The sequence below is a fragment of the Roseivivax sediminis genome, from assembly GCF_900112685.1.
Lineage (GTDB): Bacteria > Pseudomonadota > Alphaproteobacteria > Rhodobacterales > Rhodobacteraceae > Roseivivax > Roseivivax sediminis.
In genome coordinates this window covers 289,138-312,567 of record NZ_FOMS01000005.1, presented here as the reverse complement: position 1 = coordinate 312,567, position 23,430 = coordinate 289,138, and the positions used below count along the sequence as shown (strand labels likewise).

Genomic DNA, 23,430 nt, shown 5'->3' with positions numbered 1-23,430 from the left:
TTCGGCTGTCGGAAGGGAAGGGTCGCGGTCCGGGCGCCCCGCGCGGGGCGCCCGGGAGAGACGCATCACTCGGCGAAGAGCTCGGCGATGGTCTCGTTCATCTCGGCCGCCTCGATGTCGCCGGTCAGGACGCGCTGCATCTGCGTCGGCCAGACCGTGTTGACGAAATCCGCCGTGGCGTTGCTGCTGGGCAGCATCTCGGCGAAGGGCAGGCTGTCCACGGTGGCCTGCACGAACCTCTGCGGATGCAGTGACCAGCTGTCGCTGTCGGCCTTGACCACCGGCAACTGGCCGGTCGCCTCGTTGAACGTGGCGTTGTTGCCCTCCGACGACAGGTAGCTGATCCACTTCCACGTGGCTTCCGGGTCCTCGGCATTGGCCATCACCGCGGTGCTCTCGTCGCCAAAGGCGGTCCAGCGCCCGCCGCCGCATTCGGGGACGGGCGCGGCGGCCACGTCTTCGCCAAGCGCCTCGACCATGCCGTTGGCGGAGCCGATGTGGTGGATGGTCATCGCGGTCTTGCCGGCCTTGAAGGCGCCGATGATCTCCTGGAAGCCGTCGTTCGGGGCCGAGGGCGGGAACACGCCGTCCTCCTGGAAGAGGTCGGCCACGAATTGCGTGCCTGCGACGCCGGCCTCGGAGGCCAGCCCGTCGGTCAGGCTCACGCCCTCGGCGCCCAGCGTGAAGCTGGCCCAGTGGTCGTGCCCGCCCTTGGCGCCGCGGAAGCCGAAACCGTAGGTGTCGGTCTGCCCGTCGCCGTCGGTGTCGCGGGTCAGCTCGTTCGCGACCTCGCGGAATTCCTCGCAGGTGGTCGGCACCTCGAGGCCCAGCTCCTCGAACATGGAGGGTCGGTAGTAGAGGTAGAGCACGACGTACTGCACCGGCAGGTAGTACTGCGACCCGTCAGGCCCCGCGGTCAGGGTCAGCAGGTTGTCCTGCAGCCCGTCCGCGCCGTCCCACTCGGACAGCCAGTCGTCGATCGGCTGCAGCGCGCCCATCTCCACGAGCCGCGGCTGCGCGAACATCTTGACCATCGCCGCGTCGGGGGCGTTGCCGCCGATCACCGCCGTGTAAAGCTGGTCGTAGTAGCTGTTCCACGGAATGTTCTCGGCCTCGACGGTGATGTCGGGGTTCTCTTCTTCGAACGCCGCGATGAGGTCGTTCATCGGGTTGTCGGCGTTGTCGAAGTGGTACCAGAAGCGCACCGTGCTGTCCGCCGAGGCAGCGCCGGCGATGAGCGCCAGCGCCGAGGCCAGTGCCGTAATCTTGTTCAGTTTCATGGTCTTCCTCCCTGTTGGGCCGTCCCTCCTTGGGCGGCGGTCGACGTGATGTCGCGGAACGCGGCACCGGCGCGCTCGAAGGCGCTCCGCGCCTCCGGCAGGGCGGTGCCCATCTGCATGAAGCCGTGAACGACCCCCTCGATCCGGTCGAAGCGGTCGTCCCGCCCCAGGTCGCGCAGCCGCGCGACGAGCTGCTCGGTGTCCGACAGCAGCGGGTCGAGCCCGGCGGCATTGAGATAGAGCGGTGGCAGCGCGGCGAGAGCCGCGTCAGCGGCGACCACCGGCGCGACGCACGGGTCGTCGCGCATCGGGGTGGGCGCGTACCAGTCCCAGTAGCGCATCATCTTGGCGCGGGTCAGGCCCGGCCCGTTTTCGCGCGCGCGGTAGCTCTCGGTCTCGAAGTCGGCGCCGTAGACGCCGTAGAACAACAGCAGCGTGGCTGGCGGGGCCTCGCCCATCGCAGCCAGGCGCAGGGCGGCGGCAAGCGCGAGGTTGGCGCCGGCGCTGTCGCCGGCAAGGCTCCAGCGGCGGGCCGGATCGCAGCCCCACCACGCGCGCAGGATGTCCTCGAGCCCCGCGGGGTAGGGGTGTTCCGGCGCCAGCCTGTAATCAACCGTCAGCACCGGGCAGCCGCAGGCATTGGCGAGGCGACGGGATGCGCCTTCGTGCGTGGCGACCGAACAGAATGCCCAGCCGCCGCCATGGACGTGCAGGATCGCGTCGGTGCCGGTGTCGTTTTCGGGGACGATCCAGCGACCGGGCAGACCGGCATGCATCACCGTGCGCGCCTCGCGCACCGGCGGCAGGTCCGCGTTCCAGCGCAGGTTCGTCAGATCCGCCAACGCGCGGCCGTGCTGCGACGGCAGAGTCGTGGGATCGGCGAGCCCCGCATCCTCGGCCGCGAGCTGGTCGAGCACCGCCTGCATGTTGGGCGAGGGACCGGTCATGCGTCGCCCTCCGCCGCACCGCCGGTGAGGTCGGGGCCGAAATCCACGATGGTCGCGATGTGGTGCGCCAGAAGGTCGTGCAGCCGAGCGCGGTCACGCGCCTCCAGCGCTTCGACGATCGGGCGATGCCGCTCGGCCGTCTCCTCCAGCGCGCGATTGGGCTGCGAGTTCAGGATCTTGAAGCGATGCGCGTGGATCAGGCAGCGGGTCAGGATCGGCGTGACCAGCGGCAGGTCCGCGGCTTCGAAGAGGCGGGTGTGAAAGGCCCGGTCGCGCACCGACAGGCCGTATTCGTCGCCGTCGCGCGCGGCATTGCGCATGGCATCGAGAAGCGCCCGCATGTCGGCCAAAAGGTGCGCGTCGGTCCGCTCCACGACCCGGTCGAGATGCGTGCACTCGACCTCGCGCCGCAGGGTCAGCAGGGCACGGGCATCGTCGGCCGGGCAGGGGGCGACGCGGGTGCCGCGATTGGGCTGACGCTTCACGAGGCCTTCCTCGCTCAGCTGCATCAGCGCCTCGCGCACGGTGCCCTGGCTGCAGCCGAAGCGCTGGGCGAGGTCCAGCTCGGTCAGGGTGCTGTCGGGCGCGAGGATGCCGAGGACGATCTCCTTCTGCAGCTCGACGAAGAGCGTGTGGCTGCGGCGGCTCGACTGGCGCGGCACGAGATCCGAGACCGGGTCCTGATTGAAACTCTCCACCGCCATGCCTCCGTCCGGTCCTCCCCAACCGTGCCCTTGCCGGGCTTGCGTCGTATTATCGATATTGATAACGTCTCAATTATCGATAACGCAACCCCCAATTTCCGAGGGCTGTGCGGGAGGAGGACTAGATGGCCGATATCCGTCTGAACGGACTGGTGAAGGACTACGGCGCGGTACGCGCCATCCATGGCGTCGACCTGACCATGAACGACGGCGAGTTCGTCGCCTTCGTCGGTCCGTCGGGCTGCGGCAAGTCGACGATGCTGCGCATGATCGCGGGGCTCGAGGAAATCTCGGGCGGCGAGCTGCGCATCGGCGGGCGTCTCGTGAACGACGTGGAGCCCAAGGGCCGCGACGTGGCGATGGTGTTCCAGGATTACGCGCTCTATCCGCACATGACGGTGCGCGAGAATATCGGCTTCGGCCTGAAGATGCGGGGACAGAAGGCCGCCGACATCGCGCCGCGCGTGGAGGAAGCCGCCGGCATCCTGCAGATCCGCGACTACCTCGACCGCAAGCCCGGCCAGCTTTCCGGCGGTCAGCGCCAGCGCGTCGCCATGGGCCGCGCCATCGTGCGCGAGCCGTCGGTGTTCCTGTTCGACGAGCCGCTCTCGAACCTAGACGCCAAGCTGCGGGTGGAGATGCGCACCCAGATCAAGCGCCTGCACGCCATGCTTGAGACCACGATGGTCTACGTCACCCACGACCAGACCGAGGCGATGACGCTGGCCGACCGCGTGGTCGTCCTGCGCGCGGGCCGGATCGTGCAGGAGGGCCCGCCGATGGAACTCTACGCCAAGCCCAACTGCCGCTTCGTCGGCGAATTCATCGGCTCGCCGCAGATGAACGTCTTCTCGGGCGAGGTCGATCGCTCCTCCGGTACGCCGAAGCTGCGCATGGACGAGGTCGCGCTCGACCTCGGAGAGGTGCCGGCGCGGGACGGCGCGAAGATCGATGTCGGCATTCGGCCCGAGCACCTGAACTGGGCCACGCCCGAGGCGGCCAACCTGACGCCGACCGTGGAGGTCTACGAGCCGCTCGGGTCGGACACCATGGCGATCTGCCGGCTGGGCGGGCGCGAGCTGACCGCGCGGCTGTCGCCGGACGTCGACCTGCACCGCGACCAGCGCATCGGCCTCGGCTACGACCCGGCACGCCTGCACTATTTCGACGGTGAAACCGGCGCCCGGCTCGACGCCGCCTGATCTCCGGTCCTGGGGGCCGGCACGGGGCTCGCCCCGGCCGGCCTGTCAGACAGGCGCGCCGAGAAAGACGATCGTCAGGCCGGCCCCGCAGAGCGCGATCGTGTAGACGGGGCGGCGGGTGCCGATGAGGCCCAGAGATATCAGCGTCAGGCCGGCCGCCACGCGCAATCCGGCGAAAAGCGCGGCGCCCGGCGTCTCGGACAGCGCGATCAGGGCCGGGTTGGCGATCATGCCCAGCGGGATGATATAGAGGCCGATGCCGAGGGCCATCGCGGTCAACGCCACCTTCAGCCAGCGCTCCCCGATCATGCCGGCGGCGATGAACACCGCGCCGCAGACCGGCGGGGTGATCGTCGACAAAAGCGCGAACCAGAAGACGAAGAGATGCGCCTGCAGCGGCGCGAGGCCCAGCTCGATCAGCGCAGGGCCCGCGACCGACACGCAGATCACGTAGGCCGCCGTCGTGGGCACCTCCATGCCCAGGACGAGGCAGGCCAGCGCGGTCAGCAGCAGCGACGGCCAGAGCAGCCCGCCCGATCCCGCGAGGATGAGCGACGTGATCTTTACGCCGAGGCCGGTGATCGCCAGCACCCCGATCACGATGGACGCGCAGAGGATGATCGAGGCGATCATCGACACCTGGCGGGCGGCGTTGAGCACTGCGTTCGCGGATCGCTCCGCGATCTGGCGCGGGCGGAAGGTCATCTCGGCGTTGAGAAGCAGCAGGAGCGCCGCGGCGAGGATCGCCATCGCGGCGGCGTATTCCGGCGTGAACCCAGCGCCGAACATGCCCCAGAGCAGCACCGCGAAGGGGACCGCGAAGAACATCGAGGTCACCACGACGGCCCGGGCCGACGGGCGGTCCGCCGCGTCGATGCCCCGCAGTTCGAACCGCCTGGCGTAGGCGTCGATCCCCACCCAGACCGCGACGAAGTAAAGCAGCGCGGGCAGCGCCGCCGCTGCCATCACGCCGGTGTAGGGCACGCCCGTCAGCTCCACCATGACGAAGGCGCCGGCCCCCATCAGCGGCGGCATGATCTGTCCGCCCGACGACGCCACCGCCTCGACCGCCGCGGCGAGGCGCCTCGGGTAGCCGAGCTTGGTCATGGCGGGCAGGGTGATCGCGCCGGTCGAGGCGACATTGGCCGAGGCCGAGCCCGAGATCGATCCGAAAAGCGCCGAGGACAGGACCGACACCTTGGCCGCCCCCCCGGTCAGCCGGCCCGCCGCCGCCGAAGCGAGGTTCATGAAACCCTGGCCCGCCTCGCCGGCGTTCAGCACTGCGCCGAAGATCACGAAGATCGCGACGACGTTGACCGACACGCCGGTCAACTGGCCCCAGATGCCGCCCTCGGCGATGGTCAGCGTGCCGAGGAAGCTCTCGATCGGCGTGCCGGCATGGCCGAACTCGCCCGGGATATGCTGCCCGAACAGCCCGTAGAGCAGCGCCAGCGCGGCGACGAGCGGAAGCGGCCATCCGATCGCGCGGCGGGCGGTCTCGAGCACGACGAGCAGGAGCGTGATCGCCACGCCAAGCTGGAAGTTGCTTTCGATGAAGCCGTACTGGTCGCCGAGCGCGCTGCTGTTCAGCGCCACCCAGAGCGCCGCGGCGATCCCCACCGCCGCGATCACGAGGCCGGTCAGCCACCGGGCCCGGCTGCGCGCATCGAAGACCAGCGCGAAGGGCAGGATGAACGCCATGTGGAGCGGTCGGCTCACCAGGTTCGGAACGAGGCCCGAGAAAACGAGCGCGAGATGGTAGGCCACCAGCGCCGCGGCGAGCGCGATCCAGAAGCCCGCGAGGAGCCGGTTCTCGGGGAGGTCGGTCATTCGATGATGTCGATGCTGAAGGGCAGGGGAAGGCGGCGCGGGGGTACTTCCCCGCGCCGCGGTTCATGTCACTGGCCGGAGCCGCCGGCGGTGATGCCGGCCTCGTCGTAGTAGCGTGCGGCGCCGGGATGCAGTTCGGTCGTGATGTTGGCCATGAGTTCGGGCGTCACGCCCGCCCACCACGGCGAGGTGTCCGACATCTTCGCTTTCTGCTCCCAGTAGGTCTTGGTCAGCTGGTAGGCGGTTTCGTCGTCCATCTTCGTGGTGGTGAACGCCGCCACCGGCAGCGAGGTGGTGACGATGTCCTCATCCTGGCCCGAATAGGTTCCGGCGGGGATGACGAGCCGGGTGCGGCCGGTTTCCTCGATCTGGTCCTCGCTCATCGAGATCACGTTGACCGGCGTCGATGCCGCGGCCTCCACGACGTTCGGCGCCGGGTAGGAGCCGGCGGTCACGAACCCGTCGATCTGACCGTTCTTCAGCGCCGAGACGGCGTTCGAGAGCTCCACATCCGCGATCTCGACATTCTCCGACAGCCCGAACATCTCGAGGTATTTCTCACCCTCGGTCGCGCCGAAGGAACCCTTGCCGAGCAGGATGGTCGTGCCCTCGAGGTCCGCCAGCTTCGTCGCGCCGGTCTCTTCGGACATCACGAAGTGCATCGTCAGCGACGGGATCGGGAAGAGCGCGCGGATCTCGTCAAAGGCCGGAACGCTCCTGTCCTCGAACATCGCGCGGCCCTCCTGCGCCAGCCCGACGAGGGCGGGCGGCGTGGTGAAGACGTAGTCGCCGCCGCGGGCGCGCACTTCCATCACGTTCTGGACCGAGCCCTGGCTCTCCTCGATCGTGACCGAGATATCGCCGCCGGTGCCGGCTTTCATCGCTTCGGCCAGTTCCACGCCCATCTGGTAGTACGACGAGCCCGACTTGGCGGACTTGTAAGTCACCCGCGTCTCGGCCGAGGCGGCCCCGGCCATTGTTGCGAACGCGAGCGCGGCGCCGAAGACCAAACCCAATGATTTCATGCTGTTTCCTCCCAAGTACACGCAATCCTCGCGCCGTGGAGGGCTCGTGGCCCCGGCGGCGCTCTGGTGCCTTATTGCGTTTCGTTTGCCGGATTGTCGAGCCGGTGCTGATCAGCCGGGTGTCCGGGTCGCCGCGGATCACACCCGGCTGTCTTGTCCGATCCCGATGACGGCCTCCGTGCCCCGGGCTGTCGCTCGAGCATCTTGGCTGATCCCGTTGCGGTACTTATGGTTTAGGATGGAACCCTGCCGGATCACACGCGAAACTCCATGAAGAACATCTTTCACCGAATACTCGGAACCGGCGCGCCGAAGGGCGGGTCCACGGATGGTGGAAGCCGGCCCGCCGAGGGGCATGTGTCGCGTGATATTCCAATCGTCTGGCTCCTCGGGCGGACCGGTGCGGGAAAGAGCTCTCTCATCAGGGTGCTGACGGGGCTCGACGACATCGAGCTGGGCAACGGCTACACGTCCTGCACACGGACGTCCCGGAAGTTCGACTATCCCGGCGATCAGCCGCTTGTCCGCTTTCTCGATACGCGCGGGCTCGGCGAGGCCGGGTACGATCCGTCGGAAGACCTTGCAGCCTGCGAAGGGCACAGCCACGCGATCATCGTGGTCGCGCGGCTCGACGATCCGGTGCAGGGCGAGGTCGCGGAGGCGCTTCGGGCGGTGATGCGGCGGCGCCCGAAGATGGAGGTTCTGCTGGTACATACCGGCGGCGATCTCGTGTCCGACGCCGGCGCGCTGCAAAGGGCCCGCTCCGCGACCGCGCGGCGGTTCCGTGAGGCCGCGGGCCGCGAGATCCCGGACGTCGTCATCAGCTTGCCCCGGACCGGCGCGCCGCGCGAAGACGAGATCGCGGCGCTGCAGGACGCGCTTGTCGAAACGCTCCCGAATGCCGGGCTGGCGCTGCGCGAAGAGGCGGCGACCGACGCGGAATCCCGCGCCTTTCGGGAGGTGCGCCGGACGGTTCTGTTCTATTCCGGCCTCGCCGCCGGGTCCGATGCCATCGTCCTTGTGGGCCTGTTCTCCTCGACCGGTATCCAGTTCACGATGCTCAAGAAGCTGGGCGATCACTACGGCGTGCCGGTGACCATCGCGCTGGCGCGGAATTTCGTCTCGCTGCTCGGGCTCGGCATCGGCGGGCGCTTCGCGGGCGCCGTCGCCCTTCGCCAGGGCAGCAAGTTCATCCCCGCCTACGGGCAGACGGTGGGCGCCGTCGCGGCGAGCACGTTCACCTTCGCGGCGACCTATGCGCTCGGCCGTACCGCCGCGCGCTACCTCCATACGTTGTCGGTCGGAGAGACGCCGTCCCGCGACGACATGCAGGAGACGTTCCGCGCGGCACTGAAGGGAGCGGGCCGGCATGATCGTTGACCGGCTCCGCGGCGCGCTGCTGCGATGGCGCATCGTCCTTCGCGCCGCCGCGATCGGTCTGCCCTTCCTGGCGGGCTTCCTCCTCGGTCTCGTGTGGTTGCGCGAACACGGCGCGCTCCTGCAATTCTCGATCGGCTGCGCGCTGTTCGCTCTCGCGATCTATGTCGCGCTCAACAGCCCGGCCTGGTTCGCGAAACGCGACGAAGCGCCCGATCCCGAGGACATCGAAGGGGGGCATGTCGAAGCGAACCCCGATTGGTCCGCACCCGAGCGCGCGGCCTTCGCGGCGGGCCGGGCCCTGATCGACGCGCGGCTCTCAAGCAGGCCAATGCCCGCCGAGGAGATGCAGGCGTTCGCGCTCGAGGTCATTCGGACCGTCGCGCGCGCCTCGGGCGACCGGGGCAAGGGGGAATTCGACTTCACGATCCCCGAAGCCCTGTTGCTGGTCGAGCGTGTCTCCTCGCGGCTGCGGGCCAATCTGAAATCCCACATCTCGATTTCGGACCGGATCTCTGTCGGCACCCTTCTGTGGCTCTGGCGCAATCAGGACCGTGCGCGGCGCATCTACGGTCTCGGCTACGGCGCCTACCGCGTGTTCCGCGCGACCGCCGGGCTGCCTCTCGCCATCATCCGGGAGCTCAACGACGTGGTGACGAGCGGAAATTCCGAAATGCTGACCGGCGAGCTGCACGTGATCGGCCAGCGCATCCTCTACGAGGAGATCGCGAAGGCGGCGACGGAGCTTTATTCCGGGCGCCTGCGGATGTCGGATGCGGAGCTTCTGGACAGCATCCTCGCGGATGCCAACCTCGACCGCGCGCGGCTTGCCGAACCGGACGCGCCGCTGCGCATCGCCATCGCCGGGCAGATCAGCGCGGGCAAGTCGAGCCTGGCCAATGCGCTTCTCGGACGGGAGGCGGCAGAAACCGACATGCCGCCGACCACGGACCGCGAGACCGCGCATGACGGAGAGATCCTCGGCATGCCGTGCCACGTGGTCGACCTGCCGGGCCTCGACGGCAGCACCGGGGTGAAGGAGGTGACCCTGCGCGAGGCGGAACGGTGCGACATCCTGCTGTGGGCGCTGCCCGTCAACCGACCGGGCCGCGAGGTCGACCGGGCCGCCATCGACGCGATCTTCGCGCGGTTTTCCGAAAGACCCGACCGCAGGGTTCCCCCGGTCCTCGGCGTCGCGACCTTCTGCGACAGGCTCGCCGGGCCGGACTGGCCCTATCCCGAGCACGCAATCCCCCAAGAGGTTCAGACCCGGATCGGGGAGGCTGTGCGCGCGATCGCGCAGGAGGTCGGCATCGAGGCGCCCGTTCCGGTCTCGGTCGGAGCCGACGACTGGAACGTCCCGGCGGTCCGCCAGCAGCTCGAGGCGCGGTTCTTCGAGGCGGTGAGCGTACAGCGCAACCGCGCGCGTCTGGCGCGCGGAGAAAAGTCGTTCGGGCGCGAGGCGGTCGATACCGTTCACGGCGTCACGAGAAGCCTGCGCGCCGTCGGCAAGCAAGCCGCCGCCCGCTACCGCGGCTCGACCAGGCGGTGAGTGCGCCAGGATCGGGGTTTCGTTGCGCCGTCGACGTTTCACGGCGGGATCGATGCGGCGCGGGGTGGCTATTCCTTCGGAAAGCTGGCCGACATTTGCCGGCCATGTTTTGGCGAACGAGAGGATGGCTCTGCGCTGCCGACGGGTTGAGGAACATGCATCTGCAAGTGAATCTGCCGCGACTCTCGCTTCCGCAAACGGTGCATGCAGCGTCTAATACCCTCCAAATTCATATACCTGTCAGTCAGTTATGTGGCGGAGCGACACAAAATGCGGCCCGCGGCCTTTCGTTTCCGAGCCGCTGCGGTAGGATTTGATACATATCCGCAAGGTCAAGGAGACGTCAGAATGCAGTACCGAACCCGCCTCATGGTCTGTGCCGCAGCACTCGGAGTTGCAGGCCCCCTGTCCGCGCAAGAGACCTACACAGCCGGTGTCGAAGCGTCGTTTCCGCCGTGGGCCTATGTCGAGCAAGGCGAGTACAAGGGGATCGCGATCGACGCGATGAAGGCCATCGCCGAAGACCAGGGCATCGAGGTCGAGTTCACCGATCTGCCATGGCCCTCGCTGATCCCGGCGCTGGCGCAGGGGCGGATCGACCTGCTCGTGACAGGGCTCAACGTGACCGAGGACCGGGCGGAAGCGCTCGATTTCACGATTCCCTGGTGGGAGAACGACGACGAGATCCTCGTTCCGACCGATTCCGAAATGAACCTGGTCACGGCGCTTTGTTGCGGTGCCACCGTCGGGGCGCAGAACGGCGCGACGCAGTACAACTGGCTCGAAAGCGAGCTGGTGGAGAACGGCGATGTCGGTCTCTCGATCCGCGGTTACGAAGATTACGTCGTCGCCGTGGAGGACATGGAAGCCGGTCGCCTCGACTCGGTCGTGACCTCGACGGACACGGCCGAGCAGTTCATCGCGAACGGGCGCGACATCAAGATCATCGGAACGATCCAGCGCAACCAGCCGCAGGCTCTCGCGGTGCAGAAGGGCGATCCCAACGATCTTCTCGCCAAGCTCAACGCCGGCATCGTGAACATCTACGACTCCGGCGCCTGGGAAGAGATCGTGCACGAATACAAGCCCGAGGCCTCGATCCGCGAGATCCCGACCACGATGCCCGACTATGTCGAGAGCTACCAGGACCCGATCCCCGGCTACGACGGCTGAACCGGGCCACGAACGCGGGCCGGTGGCAGCGTCGCCGGCCCCTTCATGACGGGGGCATTCCTTGATCTTCGACATCATCATCGACCACCTGCCGTATCTCTTCGGAGGCCTGTGGGTGGCGATACAACTTCTCGTCGCGCTGCTCGCGGTCGGTTTCGTGCTGGGGATCGCGCTGGCCCTGGCGGAAGTCTACGGACCAAGGCCGCTGCGCTGGTTCGGCATGGCATTCGAGCGGGTCTTCCGCGGTATCCCGGAAATCGTCCTGCTGCTGCTCTTCTTCTACGGTCTCGGGGATTTCTACCCGATCGAGCCGTTCCCGGCCGCCGTCCTCGCGCTGGGCCTGAGATCGACGGCCTACCAGTCGCAGATCTTCCGGGGTGTCATCCAGGCCGTTCCGAGGGGGCAGATGCAGGCCGCCCGCGCCATCGGCATGTCGCGCGCGCAGGCGGTGCAGAACATCGTCCTTCCGCAGGCGCTGCGGCAGGCGATCGGCCCCTGGACCAACGAGTTCTCCAGCGAGCTCAAGGCAACGTCGCTCGCCTACGTGATCGGCGTGGTCGAGCTGACCCGGCAGGGTCGCTACATCATCTCGAGCACGCAAGGAAACATCCTCGTCGTCTTCGCGGTGATCGCGCTGATGTATTTCGTCGTGAACTGGCTCGGAAACCGGGCCCTCTACGGCCTCGAACGCCGTTACGCGATACCTGGATATGGGGAGACCCGGTGATGGCAAAGCTTCTCGAAGTCGAGGACATCCGCAAGAGCTTCGGATCGACGGAGGTGCTCAAGGGCGTGTCGCTGTCGCTCGACCGCGGCGAGACGAAGGTCATCATGGGCTCGTCCGGCACCGGCAAGTCGACGCTCCTGCGCTGCGTCAATCGCCTCGATCCCGCGGATTCGGGCCATGTCCGGCTCGATGGCGAAGAGGTCACGGACGCCAACGTCAACCGGATGCGGCAGCGCATCGCCTTCGTGTTCCAGGACTTCAACCTGTTCCTGCATCTCAGTGCCCGGGACAACATCACCATCGGACTGCGCAAGCTGCGCAAGATGTCGAAGGCCGATGCCCGCCAGCGGGCGGACCGGGAACTCGACCGGGTCGGGCTGTCCGACAGGGCCGACAATTACCCTTCGCAGCTGTCCGGCGGCCAACAGCAGCGCGTTTCGATCGCGCGTGCCCTGGCGATGGATCCCGACGTCCTGCTGTTCGACGAGCCGACCTCCGCGCTCGATCCCGAGCTGACCGGGGAGGTCGTGTCGGTCATGCAGAGCCTGGCGCGCGATGGCATGACGATGCTTGTCGTCAGCCACGAGGTCGGCTTCGCGCGCCGCGCGGCCGACGCGGTGATCTTCATGGATGGCGGCCACGTGCTCGAGGAGGCGCCGCCGAAAGAGTTCTTCTCGGCCCCGAAGCATGACCGCGCCAGGCAGTTCCTGACCGCGATCGGAGAAGGGGAGGCCGCGTGACCGATTTCCTCTCCTTCGCGGTCGAATACCTGCCGGAGATCCTCGCGGCCCTGCCGGTCACGCTCGGTCTGTGGGTGCTTGCGATGATCCTCGGGTTCACGCTTGGCCTCCTGCTGGCTACCGGCCGGCTTTATGGCAACCGCGTCGTCTATGGCCTGTCGACCGCGTATGTCGAGATATTCCGCGGCACGCCGATGCTCGTGCAGATGTTCTTCATCTATCTTGGCCTGCCGGAGATCGGCATCGTCCTCGATCCGTTTCTCGCCGCGTTCGTGGCGATCGGGATGAATTCCGCCGCCTACCAGGCGGAGTATTTCCGCGGCGCCGTGCGCTCGGTGCCGCCCGGACAGATGATGGCGGCGCGCGCCATCGGCATGACACGCATGGAGGGGTTCCGCTCGATCGTCCTTCCGCAGGCCATGCGCCGGGTGATCCCGCAATGGACGAACGAGGCCATCCTCGAGCTTAAATACACCTCGATCGCCTATGCCATCGGGGTGAGCGAGATCACCGCACGGGCCGAGAAGATCGGCAACACGACCTTCCAGTTCTTCGACGTCTTTCTGCTTCTCGCGGTCATCTACGTCATTCTGACCGGAATCGTCGCACAGGTCCTGCAGATCGTGGAATCCCGGACCGCGATTCCCGGGGTGAACCGCTAGGTTCGCGGCAGCCGGCCTCGAGCGGCCGTGTCCGGCCATGCGGACGGAGGTGGACGGGGCGACGGGGTGCTCGTCACCCCGCTGCCGTGGCCCGGCAGGTATGGCGCATCGCCCGTGCCCTCCGGTGCCGGTTCCGGCCCGTGCCGGAGGCTTCGGCGTCACGCAGGGTCGTCGGGTCTGCCGCCCCGGCCCAGGTCTTCTATGATGGGGCAGTCGGGGCGGCTGTCGCCGTGGCAGGCCGCGACGAGTTCGGCGAGCGTGGCGCGCATCGACTTCAGCTGCGCGATCTTCTCGTCGATCCGGGCGAGGTGATCCTCGGCGATCCTCTTGACCACCGCGCTTTCGCGGTTCTCGTCCTCGTAGAGATCAAGCAGGGTCCGGCACTCCTCAATGGTGAACCCCAGGGTGCGCGCCCGGCCGATGAAGGCCAGCTTGTGCAGGTCGTTTTCGCGGAAAGCGCGGTAGCCGTTGGCGCTGCGCCCCGGGCGGATGAGGCCGATGTCCTCATAATAGCGGATGGTCTTGGGCGGCAGGCCTGAGCGCTCCGCGACGTCTCCGATATTCATGCGTATCTCCGTCATTCGGCCGGGGCCGGGTGGGGGGCCGGTTCCCGCGCCGTCCGCCGGGGTGTGTCGCCCTCATCCATCGCGGGGGCGATGCGGCGCAGGCGCAGCGCGTTGGTCAGCACAAAGACCGACGAGAGAGCCATCGCACCGGCCGCCAGCACCGGCGAAAGCAGCATGCCGAAGGCGGGGTAGAGCGCTCCGGCCGCCACCGGGATCAGTGCAGTGTTGTAGGCGAAGGCCCAGAACAGGTTCTCGCGGATATTGCGCATGGTTCGCCTGGAGACCTCGAACGCGTTCACCACGCCGCGCAAGTCGCCGGACATAAGCACGATGTCGGCGGCCTCGATGGCCACGTCGGTGCCGGTGCCGATGGCAATGCCCACGTCGGCATGAGCCAGCGCGGGCGCGTCGTTGATGCCGTCGCCGACGAAGGCGATGCGGCCGCTGCCCGAGCGCAGCTCCTCGAGCGCCGCGACCTTTCCGTCGGGCAGCACGCCTGCGATCACGTTGTCGATCCCGGTCTCGGAGGCGATGGCCTCGGCGGTCTCCTGTCGGTCCCCGGTGATCATCGCGATACGCAGGCCCTGAGCGTGCAGCGCCTCGATCGCGGCCCGGCTGGCGGGTTTCACCGGATCGGCCACGCCGATCACCGCTGCAAGCCTGCCGTCGACGGCGGCGTACAGCGCCGTCCGGCCGCGCCGGGCCAGTTCAGCGCCGCGCTCGGACATGGTGCCGATGTCGAGGCCCGCGCGGGTCATCATCCGCTCGGCGCCCACGAGCACCTCCGCGCCTTCGACACGCGCCGAAACGCCGTGGCCGGTCACCGTCTCGAAATCGCGCGCGGTCATGCGCGGTGCGTCTTCGGCCCGCGCGGCGCGCAGGATGGCCTCGGCGATGGGGTGCTCCGAGCGCTCCTCGACCGCCGCGACGCGTGAGAGCACGCTCTGGCGGTCGAAGCCGTCGGCCAATACGAGGTCGGTCAGTTCGGGCCGCCCCTCTGTGACCGTGCCGGTCTTGTCGAGCGCCACCACCGACACGCCGGAGAGCTCCTGCAACGCGTCGCCCTTGCGGAAAAGCACGCCCATCTCGGCCGCGCGTCCGGTGCCGACCATGATTGAGGTTGGTGTGGCGAGGCCCATGGCGCAGGGGCAGGCGATGATGAGGACCGAGACGCCCGCCACCAGCGCCAGCGTCAGCGTGGGGGAGGGGCCGAAGATCAGCCACACAAGCACGGTCAGCACCGCGACACTCATCACCGCGGGCACGAACCACAGGGTGATGCGGTCGACGAGGCCCTGGATCGGCAATTTGGCGCCCTGCGCTTCCTCGACCATGCGGATGATCTGGGCGAGTGTGGTGTCGGCACCAACCCGAGTGGCCCGGAACGTCAGGCTGCCGGCGCCGTTCACGGTGCCGCCGGTCACGCCAGCGCCCTCGGCCTTCTCGACCGGGACGGGTTCGCCGGTTATCATGCTCTCGTCGACATGGCTGCTGCCCTCCATGACCTCGCCGTCGACGGCGATGCGCTCGCCCGGGCGCACGAGCAGCACGTCGCCAGAGCGCAGATCGTCCACCGCGACTTCGACGGTCTCGCCGCCGCGCCGGACGCGCGCCGTGCGGACCTGAAGACCCATCAACTTGCGGATCGCGGCGCCAGTACGCCCCTTGGCGCGCGCTTCGAGCCAGCGGCCCAGAAGGATCAGCACGACGATCACCGCCGCCGCCTCGAAATAGACGGCACGGACGTCCTCGGGCAGAAGCGCAGGCAGGAAGGTCGCGACGACGGAGTAGAGATAGGCCGCGCCGGTGCCCACCGCGACGAGGCTGTTCATGTCGGGGGCGCCCTTGATCAGCGCGGGCAGCCCCTTGCGGTAGAACAGGCGCCCCGGCCCGGCGAGCACGAGCGTGGTCAGGACGAATTGAAGGAACCAGCTTGTCTCGCGCCCCATGGTGGCGTCGATCCAGTGATGGAAGGCGGGCACGACATGTCCTCCCATCTCCAGCAGAAAGACGGGCAGGGCGAGCGCCGCGGCGACCGCGGTGTTCCGCGCCAGCGTACCGCTCTCCTCCTCCTTGCGTGCATCGCGATCTTCCGAAGCGGCGCGCTCTGCGATCTCGGCCGGGTAGCCGGCCCCGCTCGCGGCCTTCGCCAGGGCCTCCGGCGTGACCGCGCCTTCGGCGTAGGTCACCGTGGCCGTCTCCGCTGCGAGGTTGACGTTCACGGAGATGACCCCCGGTACGGCCGCCAGCGCCCGGTCGACGCGCCCCACGCAGGAGGCGCAGGACATCTCTGCCACGTTCATCGTGACCGTGCTGGTGCGCGCCGGATAGCCCAGTGCCTCGAGCGTGCGGACGGCTTCGACCACCTGCGCGGGACCGTCAGCATCGAAGTGCGCGGTTTCGGTGGCGAGGTTGACGTTGACGTCTTCGACGCCGTCAATGGCCGCAAGGCCGCGTTCCACACGCCCGACGCAGGAGGCGCAGGACATGCCGTCGACGGCGAGTGCGATGGATCGGGAATCTGGCATGGCGCACCTCTCGGAATGAGTCCGTGATCTGCGGGGACAGGTAATGCTTCCAGTCACTGGAGGGTCAAGAGGTATTGGCGTCGTTCCGCGGCCTTGACCTTCCAGCGGGCGGAGGCCCTACATCCTGCCGGCAAGGACGAAAAAGGACCAGCGCGATGAAATTCAGCGTTCCCGACATGAGCTGCGGCCACTGCACGGCGGCGATCGAGAAGGAACTCAAGGCCAAGGCTCCGGGCGCCACCGTCAGCTGCGATCTGGGCTCCAGGATCGTGGAAGTGATGGGCGCCGAGCCGGACCAGGTGCAGGCGGCGATCCGTGACGCGGGCTACGACGCTCGGCCGGCCGCCTGAAGGTCCGCGTCCCGATCACCGGCGAGGCCTCGCGCGGCGGCGCGCATCCGGGCTGTTGCCAAATCAGGCCGCGTTCCCGGCGCTCGCGCGGCCTGCGCGACGTGTCAGAGCGTCGGGTAGAGCACGACGCGCGTATCCTCCGGTACGCGATCGTAGAGATCGAGGATCTGCGCATTCGTGAGGCGGGCGCATCCGTTCGAGACGCGCCGTCCGATCGTCGACGGATCATCGGTGCCGTGGATGCGCAGGAACGTGTCGCCGCGCCCCTCTTGAAAGAGATAGAGCGCGCGTGCGCCCAGCGGATTCCCGGGGCCGCCATCCATGCCGTCGCTGTATTGCGCGTATTGCTCGGGGTCGCGTTCGATCATGTCCTCGGTCGGAGTCCAGCTCGGCCACTTCTTCTTGGCGCCGACGTAGAACTCTCCGTCCTCGTATAGCCCGGGACGTCCGATCCCGACCGGATAGCGCCAGGCCCACCCGTCCGGCTGCGTCCAGTAGAGCGCGAAAACCCCCGGATCGACATGTATCTCGAACGGCGCCAGGCCGAAGCCGATCTCCACGAGTTGCGGTTGCATGTCGGGCGGCAGGCCGTCCGGCTGTATCTGGCTGTCGAAGTCCGGGGCCTGGTGCCCGAATGCGGGCAAGCCGATCAAGCCAGGGACCGAGCCTGCTGCCCCGAGCAGGAGTTTTCTGCGTGTCAGACGTGTCAATTCTCAAGCCTTCAAGTTGCGTCCGCACCGGCATTCGTGCGCGGGTCGTCGGTGGTAAGCGCGGCGGCGAGCGCCGTCGCGTTCGAGGGCGCCGCGCGATTTCCATGCAAGCCATACGCTTCGGCGGGACATAAGTATCCCTCCGGTCCGCGTTCGGGCCGGACGTAGACGGTCCGATTCTGCGGGATCGTGTTGGCGGCGCCGGGGTCTGGCCTCACGTCTGCCGGGCCGGGCCGGCTTTCGCAAGCGCCCGCGGCTTGCGCCTGCCTCTTGCATCGGCCGGGTTCGTCCAGACCGGGCAGCCCTGCATCCTCGGCCCGATATCCTTCGCCTCTCGGAGACGGATGGGCACTGTCCGCCACGCGGTGCCCGTCTCGCCCTGCCGGGTATGCTAGGGAAAGTAGCCCGGAGCCGCAAACCGGCGGCTCCCGGCGTCTTCAAGCCGGACCGCTACTGCGCCGGTGCTTCGACCAGAACCTTGATCTGGGACTTCTCGTTCACCAGCGTTTTGAACCCTTCGGCGACAATGTCGTGGATTGGAATTCGCTTGGTCACAAGCTTGTCGGCGGAGAAATAGCCGCGCATCATCAGCGCCATGACGGCGGGATAGACGTTGCGATAAGCGATGCTGCCCTTGATCTGGCGCTCGCGCAGCACAACGGTATTGGGGTGGAACGCCGCTTCGGATTCCCAGATCGACACCACCAGAACCTGACCCTCGTGCCGGGTCGCGTCGATCGTCTGGGGCAGGACCGACGGAACGCCGGTGACCTCGAAAGATACGTCCACTCCGCCGCCCGTCGCCGCGACGATCGCCTTGGCCGGGTCGATCTCGCCCGGGTCGATGGCGTGCGTCGCGCCAAGCTCCATTGCCTTGGCGCGGCGGGTCTCGGACGGTTCGACCACTTGGATCTCCGAGGCGCCCGCGACATGCAGCGCCTCGACAACCAGCAGTCCGATCGGCCCCGCGCCGAACACCGCCGCGCGGTCCCCGGCCTTGATCTGGCTGAGCCGCACGGCGTGCAGGGCGACCGCCGCGGGCTCCACCAGCGCGCCCTGTTCCATCGACAGACCGTCCGGCATCTTGTGTGCCATTTGCGCGGGCACGACCGAATAGGCTGCGAACCCGCCCCAGCCTCCCGACAGGCCGACGAAACCGAGGCTGTCGCAGAGGTTGTACTTACCGTCCCGGCAGGGCGCACAGTCACCGCAGGAAAATATCGGTTCTATCGCGACGCGGTCGCCGACCGAGAGACCCTCGACGCCCTCGCCCAGTTCGGTCACCTCGCCGCAGTACTCGTGCCCCATCACAATGGGCGCCGCGTCGTGGCTGAGCGGGTGCCGGTCGCCCACGGGGACGAAGATCGGCCCGGCGAGATATTCGTGAAGGTCGCTGCCGCAGATTCCGGTCCAGGCGACCTTGATCTTGACCTGTCCCGGTCCGGGCGACGGCTCTTCCACATCCTCGACGCGGATGTCCTTGGCCTTATGCCAGCGTGCTACCTTCATGGCTGCAGTTCCTTCCTTCAACAGGGTCCGGCCCCGTGCCCGAGGGAGAAGGCGGGCACGGGGGGCGCGGGCGCGGTGCCGCAGCACCGGTGGCCGCGTATCTCGAAACGGCGCTCAGCCGAGGTGATGCACGTCCTGAAGACCGTAGACCGGCGTCGGAAGCCCCTCCATCCGCGCCTTCAGTTGCAGGGCGAGGAACTGCGAATAGTGCCGTGACTGGTGCAGATTGCCGCCGTGGAACCACAGGTGCTCCTGTTGGGTGGGCTTCCACATGTTGCGCTGCTCGCCTTCCCAGGGACCGGGATCTTTGGTGGTGTCCGAACCGAGGCCCCAGACCTTGCCCACGCGGTCGGCCATCTCCTGACCCATGAGGTCGGCCACCCAGCCGTTCATGGAGTTGTAGCCGGTGGCGTAGACGATCAGGTCCGCCTCGAGTTTCTCGCCACTGTCCAGGATCACGCCGTCCTCGACCACCTCGGTCACCTGGCCCGACTTGAGCTTCACCTCGCCGTCGATGATGAGCTGACTCGCGCCGACATCGATGTAGTAGCCCGAACCGCGCCGCAGGTACTTCATGAAGAGCCCCGATCCGTCGTCGCCCCAGTCGAGCTGAAAGCCGGCCTTCTCGAGACCGTCGTAGAAGTCCTTGTCGCGCTCGCGCATCCGGTCGTAGAGCGGAATCTGGAACTCGTGCATGATCCTGTAGGGCAGGGAGGCGAAGATGAGATCCGCCTTCTCGGTGGTCATGCCCGATTGCACCGCCTCTTCGGAATAAAGCGCGCCGAGTCCGATCTCCATCAGACTGTCCGAGCGCACGATATGGGTCGAGGATCGCTGGACCATCGTGACGTCGGCGTCATGCTCCCAGAGCGCGGCGCAGATGTCGTGAGCGGAATTGTTCGAGCCGACGACCACGCACTTCTTTCCGGCATACTTGTCCGGGCCGGGATGTTCGGACGAATGGTGCTGCTCGCCCTTGAACGTGTCCATGCCGGGAAAGTCGGGCATCCGCTTCTTGCCGGACATGCCGGTCGCCATCACGACCTGTTTGGGCCTGAGGACGACCTCCTCTCCGTCGCGGTCCACGACGACTGTCCATTCCTTGACCGCCTCGTCGTATTCGGCGGATTTCGCCGTGGTGCGGGTCCAGTAGTTCAGCTCCATCACCTTGGTGTACATCTCGAGCCAGTCGCCGATCTTGTCCTTCGGCGCGAAGACGGGCCAGTTGTCGGGAAACTTGATGTACGGCAGGTGATCGTACCAGACCGGGTCATGCAGACAGAGCGACTTGTACCGCTTCCGCCAGCTGTCCCCGGGCCGATCGTTCCTTTCGACGATCAGCGAGGGCACGCCAAGCTGCCGCAGCCGCGCGCCGAGCGCGATGCCGCCTTGGCCGCCGCCGATCACGAGCACGTAAGGCTGTCTGGTGTAACCGAGCTCCTCCGCCTCGCGCGCGCGCTCTTCGGCCCAGCTCTCGCGGTTCTTGCCGGCGCCGTGCTTCGCCCCGAGGGGACGGTCGAAGCCCTTGGCTTCCTCGAAGCCCTTAAGCTCCACCATTGTTGTGAGTAGCGTCCAGATCTTCCCGTCCTTGAGGCGCATCAGGCCGTAGCCGCGCGCGAGCTCGGTCTCGAACTGGATCCACGCTGTGGTGACGCCGTCCTCCTCGGCCGGCATTTCCCCGTCAGCCAACTGCCAGTTGCGCGGCTTGGTTGTGGCGAGCTGGTGGCGAAGCATATCCTCCACCTGGTCCTTGCCCTCCACGGTCTTGAGGTTCCAGGTGAAGGTCACGAGATCGCGCCAGTAACACTCCTCCAGGAACATCTCCTTCGCCGTCGCGATGTCACCCTCCTCCAGCGCCTTGCCGAAGGCGTCCAGGACTGCCTGCGTCTGGTCGGCCACGGTTGAATCGAGCATCGGTCTCCTCCTCTTCGAAACTCCACGGGCGAAGGCTGGAGGATGACGGCGCTCGGACACTACCGGTTTTGCGGCCTGGCGACGAGGATTCCGCCACTTCGGCCGTTGCATGTTGCGGGCGCAACGGCGTGCAACGCGACCCGCGCAACGATCCGCTCAGTTCGTCGGAGCGAGGCCTGCCTTGCGCATCCGGCGCAGCACGGTCGAGCGGTTCACGCCAAGACGACGTGCCGCCCGGGCCATGTTCCAGCCACAGGCTTCGAGGAGTGCCTCGAGGTCGGTCCCGGGCGCCTCGGGGTCGCAGCGCGTCGCGCTCGGCCGCGGAAGCTCGGGCAGGTCGATCACCGCGCCCTCCGCGAGCGCCGCGGCCACGTCGAGCACATGCGCGAGTTCGCGAATGTTGCCGGGCCAGTCGCGCCCTTCGAGGTCGGCCCGGGCGGCCGCGCTCAGGCGCAGTTCCCCGCCGGAGCGGCATCTCAGCAGGCGGTCGAGAAGCCAACCGAAATCGCGCCGGTGCCGGAGCGGCGGCAGTGTCAGGCTCGCTCCGGCAAGCCGGTAGTAGAGGTCGGGCCGGAGCGCGCCGATGTCGCGCAGAGTGGCAAGATCGGTGCGGGTCGAGGCGACCGTACGCAGATCGTCGCGCTGCTCGAACAGGTCCAGAAGTGCAGCCTGTGACTGCGGGCCGAGATCCTCGACTCCGCGCAGGAACAGAGTGCCCGGCTTGGCATCCACGAGTTCGGAAAAAGCTGCCGGCTCCGCCCCGGCACATCGCGTTGTGTGAAAGGCCCGGCCCTTCGGCCCGCACATATGGATCGCGCGGGCGAGCCGCTCCTTTCCGGTTCCGGTTTCGCCCGACAGCAGGAGCGGGATGGAGGTTGGCGCGAGACGCGCGGCGTGGTCGAGCAGTTGCTGTAGCGCCGGATCGGGGCCCGCGAAGCTCGACAATCCTCCCGGCAGCGTCTGAGCGGGGCGCAGCCGGGTCTGGCGCGGCGCCTGTGGCGCGATCGCATGGCCGAACATGCCGCGGCCGTCCTTCAGGCGCAGCACGCGCTCTTCCGTCGGACGCCCGCGCATCAGGTCGGGCAGGTCGTCGACCGAGAGCTCCATGAACTCGTCGATCCGTCGCCCGAGCGGTCCGTCCGGCATGTCCTGCGCAAGGCAGTCTCTTGCACCGCGGGTCATGCCGACGATCCGACCCGATCCGTCGAGCGCGACGGCTGCGTCGGGGTCGACCTCGAGGAATTCCGGCGAGATCGAGAAACGCAGCACCCATTCGCGCCGGGTCATCGCCATCAGGTTCGCCATCTCGACCCGCCTGGCCGAGGCCGTCACGAGGTTCATGGCGAGGTTCTGGCTCGATTTCGGGCTGGGCGAGCGGAGCAGCGAGATGTCGAGCACTGCGGCGAGCTGACCGCACGTGTCGTAGATCGGCGCCGCGGTGCAGGACAGCGGCGTATGGGCCAGCCCGAAATGGTCGTCCTGATGGATGGTCACGGCCTCGCCGGTCACGATGCAGGACCCGACACCGCACGTCCCCATGAGGTCTTCGGTCCAGTCCGAGCCCAGATAGAGCCCGGCGCGGCGGAGCTCGTCCTCGAAGCGCGGATCGCCGAAGAAATCGACGCAGACACCCTTCGCGTCGGCGAGCAGCAGGACGTAGTTCTGCCCGGCGACCTGCCGAAAAAGCGCCTGAAGGCCGGAGCGGGCGGTGGCGATCAGCCGCTCGGACTGCTCGCGGTGCTGGCGCAGCTCGGCATCGGTGACGATATGCGCCGGGTCCGGGCGCGTCGGGTCCATCCCGTAGGTTTCGACGCACCGCCGCCAACTGTCCGAGACCAGCCCGTCGCGTCCGGTCTCGTATCCGCGCAGTACGCGGTCGATCTCGTTCACGTGCTCGTTGTCGTGCATGCCTTCCTCCCTCGGCCCACGTCGCGACGAGAGTAGCAGGCCCGGGGCGGACGGGCAGTTCAACTTTGGGGGCATGATGCGCAGGACGTCGGCTGCCCGAGCAGCGGCCGCGGGCCATCGCGAGGCCGTGGTAGCGCAAGGTTGGATTTCCTGAGTGTGACGGACCCTCATGAAGCTAAGATCGCCGCCTCAGCAACGCTGCGGACGCAGCGGCGCCGGAGCAGGTCGTCCGAGTATGTCGAGGAAGCGCTCGAACATCGCAGTGTCACAAGGCGTCACCGAACTCCGTGCCGGTGCGGACGCCGGCCTCCTTGCGGTCAAGACCCAAGGTCACAGACCCATATTGCGATCCCTGAAGCTGGCCCGAACGATGGACGGCATCGTGTGGTCATGGCTGACCGAGAGCCGTGTCCCTGGCGTCCGGGATGATCCGGTCCTCGGCTCCGAGCTCAAGCAGACGGTTTCGGCGCTGAGGGGCCCGTGGCCGAACAAGCGCGCCCGCATGTCCCGATCTCGAAGCGCGCGTGGTTCTCCAGCAGCAAGGCCTGCGTTTCGGGCACCATCGTATTTGTCGCCGTATTCGGGACGAAGACCGGGGCGCTCGTTTCGCTGAGGCCGCTTGCCAGTATCTTGGCGCCGGTTGGCCGGTGGGGCGAAGCGAATAGCAGCGGAACGTTATTTCGATGCGGTTCGGTTTCTCATGTCCCCGGCTGGATCGTCACAGAC

General features: G+C 67.6%; 19 protein-coding genes. 8 read left to right on the top strand and 11 right to left on the bottom strand.

What is annotated here, in order from left to right; genetic code table 11:
- Positions 1 to 65 precede the first annotated feature (65 nt).
- From F3H57_RS10325 to F3H57_RS10315, 3 genes are read right to left on the bottom strand one after another with little or no spacing between them, the layout of a single operon-like run.
- Positions 66 to 1,280, bottom strand: coding sequence for an ABC transporter substrate-binding protein (locus tag F3H57_RS10325; protein ID WP_149755817.1), 1,215 nt, complete (start codon positions 1,278 to 1,280; stop codon positions 66 to 68).
- Complete coding sequence (locus tag F3H57_RS10320; protein WP_149755816.1) at positions 1,277 to 2,227, bottom strand: alpha/beta hydrolase fold domain-containing protein; 951 nt, start codon at positions 2,225 to 2,227, stop codon at positions 1,277 to 1,279. Before F3H57_RS10320 ends, F3H57_RS10325 begins: the two co-directional genes overlap by 4 nt.
- Positions 2,224 to 2,931 carry a GntR family transcriptional regulator gene (locus tag F3H57_RS10315; RefSeq protein WP_149755815.1) on the bottom strand — a complete coding sequence of 236 codons (708 nt, stop codon included), beginning with the start codon at positions 2,929 to 2,931 and terminating at the stop codon, positions 2,224 to 2,226. The genes F3H57_RS10320 and F3H57_RS10315 overlap by 4 nt, the downstream gene beginning before the upstream one ends.
- A gap of 125 nt (positions 2,932 to 3,056) precedes the next feature.
- Between F3H57_RS10315 and F3H57_RS10310 the strand changes: the two genes are divergently transcribed.
- The gene (locus F3H57_RS10310) at positions 3,057 to 4,133 is read left to right on the top strand and encodes an ABC transporter ATP-binding protein (RefSeq protein ID WP_149755814.1); all 1,077 of its coding nucleotides are present in this window, start codon (positions 3,057 to 3,059) and stop codon (positions 4,131 to 4,133) included.
- Between the two features lie 45 nt (positions 4,134 to 4,178).
- On the opposite strand, the gene F3H57_RS10305 is transcribed toward F3H57_RS10310, so the two are convergent.
- Both F3H57_RS10305 and F3H57_RS10300 read right to left on the bottom strand, forming a co-directional pair.
- Complete coding sequence (locus F3H57_RS10305; protein WP_149755813.1) at positions 4,179 to 5,963, bottom strand: TRAP transporter permease; 1,785 nt, start codon at positions 5,961 to 5,963, stop codon at positions 4,179 to 4,181.
- 68 nt (positions 5,964 to 6,031) lie between these two features.
- A complete protein-coding gene (locus F3H57_RS10300; RefSeq protein ID WP_149755812.1) occupies positions 6,032 to 6,988 on the bottom strand; it encodes a TAXI family TRAP transporter solute-binding subunit in 957 nt (318 codons plus the stop codon).
- A gap of 270 nt (positions 6,989 to 7,258) precedes the next feature.
- On the opposite strand from F3H57_RS10300, the gene F3H57_RS10295 reads away from it, so the two are divergent.
- The 6 genes from F3H57_RS10295 (at position 7,259) to F3H57_RS10270 (ending at position 13,219) form a co-directional block, all read left to right on the top strand.
- Complete coding sequence (locus F3H57_RS10295; protein ID WP_149755811.1) at positions 7,259 to 8,368, top strand: YcjF family protein; 1,110 nt, start codon at positions 7,259 to 7,261, stop codon at positions 8,366 to 8,368.
- On the top strand, positions 8,358 to 9,917 hold the full coding sequence (locus tag F3H57_RS10290; RefSeq protein ID WP_149755810.1) for a GTPase family protein: 1,560 nt from the start codon (positions 8,358 to 8,360) through the stop codon (positions 9,915 to 9,917). The genes F3H57_RS10295 and F3H57_RS10290 overlap by 11 nt, the downstream gene beginning before the upstream one ends.
- Positions 9,918 to 10,265: 348 nt before the next feature.
- A complete protein-coding gene (locus F3H57_RS10285) occupies positions 10,266 to 11,090 on the top strand; it encodes a transporter substrate-binding domain-containing protein (RefSeq protein WP_188129653.1) in 825 nt (274 codons plus the stop codon).
- Between the two features lie 61 nt (positions 11,091 to 11,151).
- Positions 11,152 to 11,817 carry an amino acid ABC transporter permease gene (locus tag F3H57_RS10280; RefSeq protein WP_149755808.1) on the top strand — a complete coding sequence of 222 codons (666 nt, stop codon included), beginning with the start codon at positions 11,152 to 11,154 and terminating at the stop codon, positions 11,815 to 11,817.
- Positions 11,817 to 12,557 (top strand): amino acid ABC transporter ATP-binding protein, encoded by a 741-nt coding sequence (locus F3H57_RS10275; protein WP_149755807.1) that lies wholly within the window; start codon positions 11,817 to 11,819, stop codon positions 12,555 to 12,557. Before F3H57_RS10280 ends, F3H57_RS10275 begins: the two co-directional genes overlap by 1 nt.
- The gene (locus tag F3H57_RS10270; RefSeq protein ID WP_149755806.1) at positions 12,554 to 13,219 is read left to right on the top strand and encodes an amino acid ABC transporter permease; all 666 of its coding nucleotides are present in this window, start codon (positions 12,554 to 12,556) and stop codon (positions 13,217 to 13,219) included. The genes F3H57_RS10275 and F3H57_RS10270 overlap by 4 nt, the downstream gene beginning before the upstream one ends.
- A 158-nt stretch (positions 13,220 to 13,377) precedes the next feature.
- Here the strand turns inward: F3H57_RS10270 and cueR are convergent, their stop codons facing one another.
- Both cueR and F3H57_RS10260 read right to left on the bottom strand, forming a co-directional pair.
- Positions 13,378 to 13,785 (bottom strand): Cu(I)-responsive transcriptional regulator, encoded by a 408-nt coding sequence (cueR, locus tag F3H57_RS10265; RefSeq protein ID WP_149755805.1) that lies wholly within the window; start codon positions 13,783 to 13,785, stop codon positions 13,378 to 13,380.
- Positions 13,786 to 13,796: 11 nt separating this feature from the next.
- Positions 13,797 to 16,313, bottom strand: coding sequence for a heavy metal translocating P-type ATPase (locus F3H57_RS10260; protein ID WP_149755804.1), 2,517 nt, complete (start codon positions 16,311 to 16,313; stop codon positions 13,797 to 13,799).
- A 155-nt stretch (positions 16,314 to 16,468) separates the two neighbouring features.
- Between F3H57_RS10260 and F3H57_RS10255 the strand changes: the two genes are divergently transcribed.
- On the top strand, positions 16,469 to 16,663 hold the full coding sequence (locus F3H57_RS10255; RefSeq protein WP_149755803.1) for a heavy-metal-associated domain-containing protein: 195 nt from the start codon (positions 16,469 to 16,471) through the stop codon (positions 16,661 to 16,663).
- Between the two features lie 104 nt (positions 16,664 to 16,767).
- Here F3H57_RS10255 and F3H57_RS10250 read toward each other — a convergent pair whose 3' ends face one another.
- The 4 genes from F3H57_RS10250 to F3H57_RS10235 all read right to left on the bottom strand — a co-directional run bounded on the left by F3H57_RS10250 (position 16,768) and on the right by F3H57_RS10235 (position 22,704).
- Complete coding sequence (locus tag F3H57_RS10250; RefSeq protein ID WP_223163042.1) at positions 16,768 to 17,364, bottom strand: L,D-transpeptidase; 597 nt, start codon at positions 17,362 to 17,364, stop codon at positions 16,768 to 16,770.
- 459 nt (positions 17,365 to 17,823) lie between these two features.
- Positions 17,824 to 18,882, bottom strand: coding sequence for a 2,3-butanediol dehydrogenase (locus tag F3H57_RS10245; RefSeq protein WP_149755802.1), 1,059 nt, complete (start codon positions 18,880 to 18,882; stop codon positions 17,824 to 17,826).
- Between the two features lie 114 nt (positions 18,883 to 18,996).
- Positions 18,997 to 20,796, bottom strand: coding sequence for an NAD(P)/FAD-dependent oxidoreductase (locus F3H57_RS10240; protein ID WP_149755801.1), 1,800 nt, complete (start codon positions 20,794 to 20,796; stop codon positions 18,997 to 18,999).
- A 156-nt stretch (positions 20,797 to 20,952) separates the two neighbouring features.
- A complete protein-coding gene (locus tag F3H57_RS10235; protein WP_149755800.1) occupies positions 20,953 to 22,704 on the bottom strand; it encodes a sigma-54-dependent Fis family transcriptional regulator in 1,752 nt (583 codons plus the stop codon).
- Positions 22,705 to 23,430 lie beyond the last annotated feature (726 nt).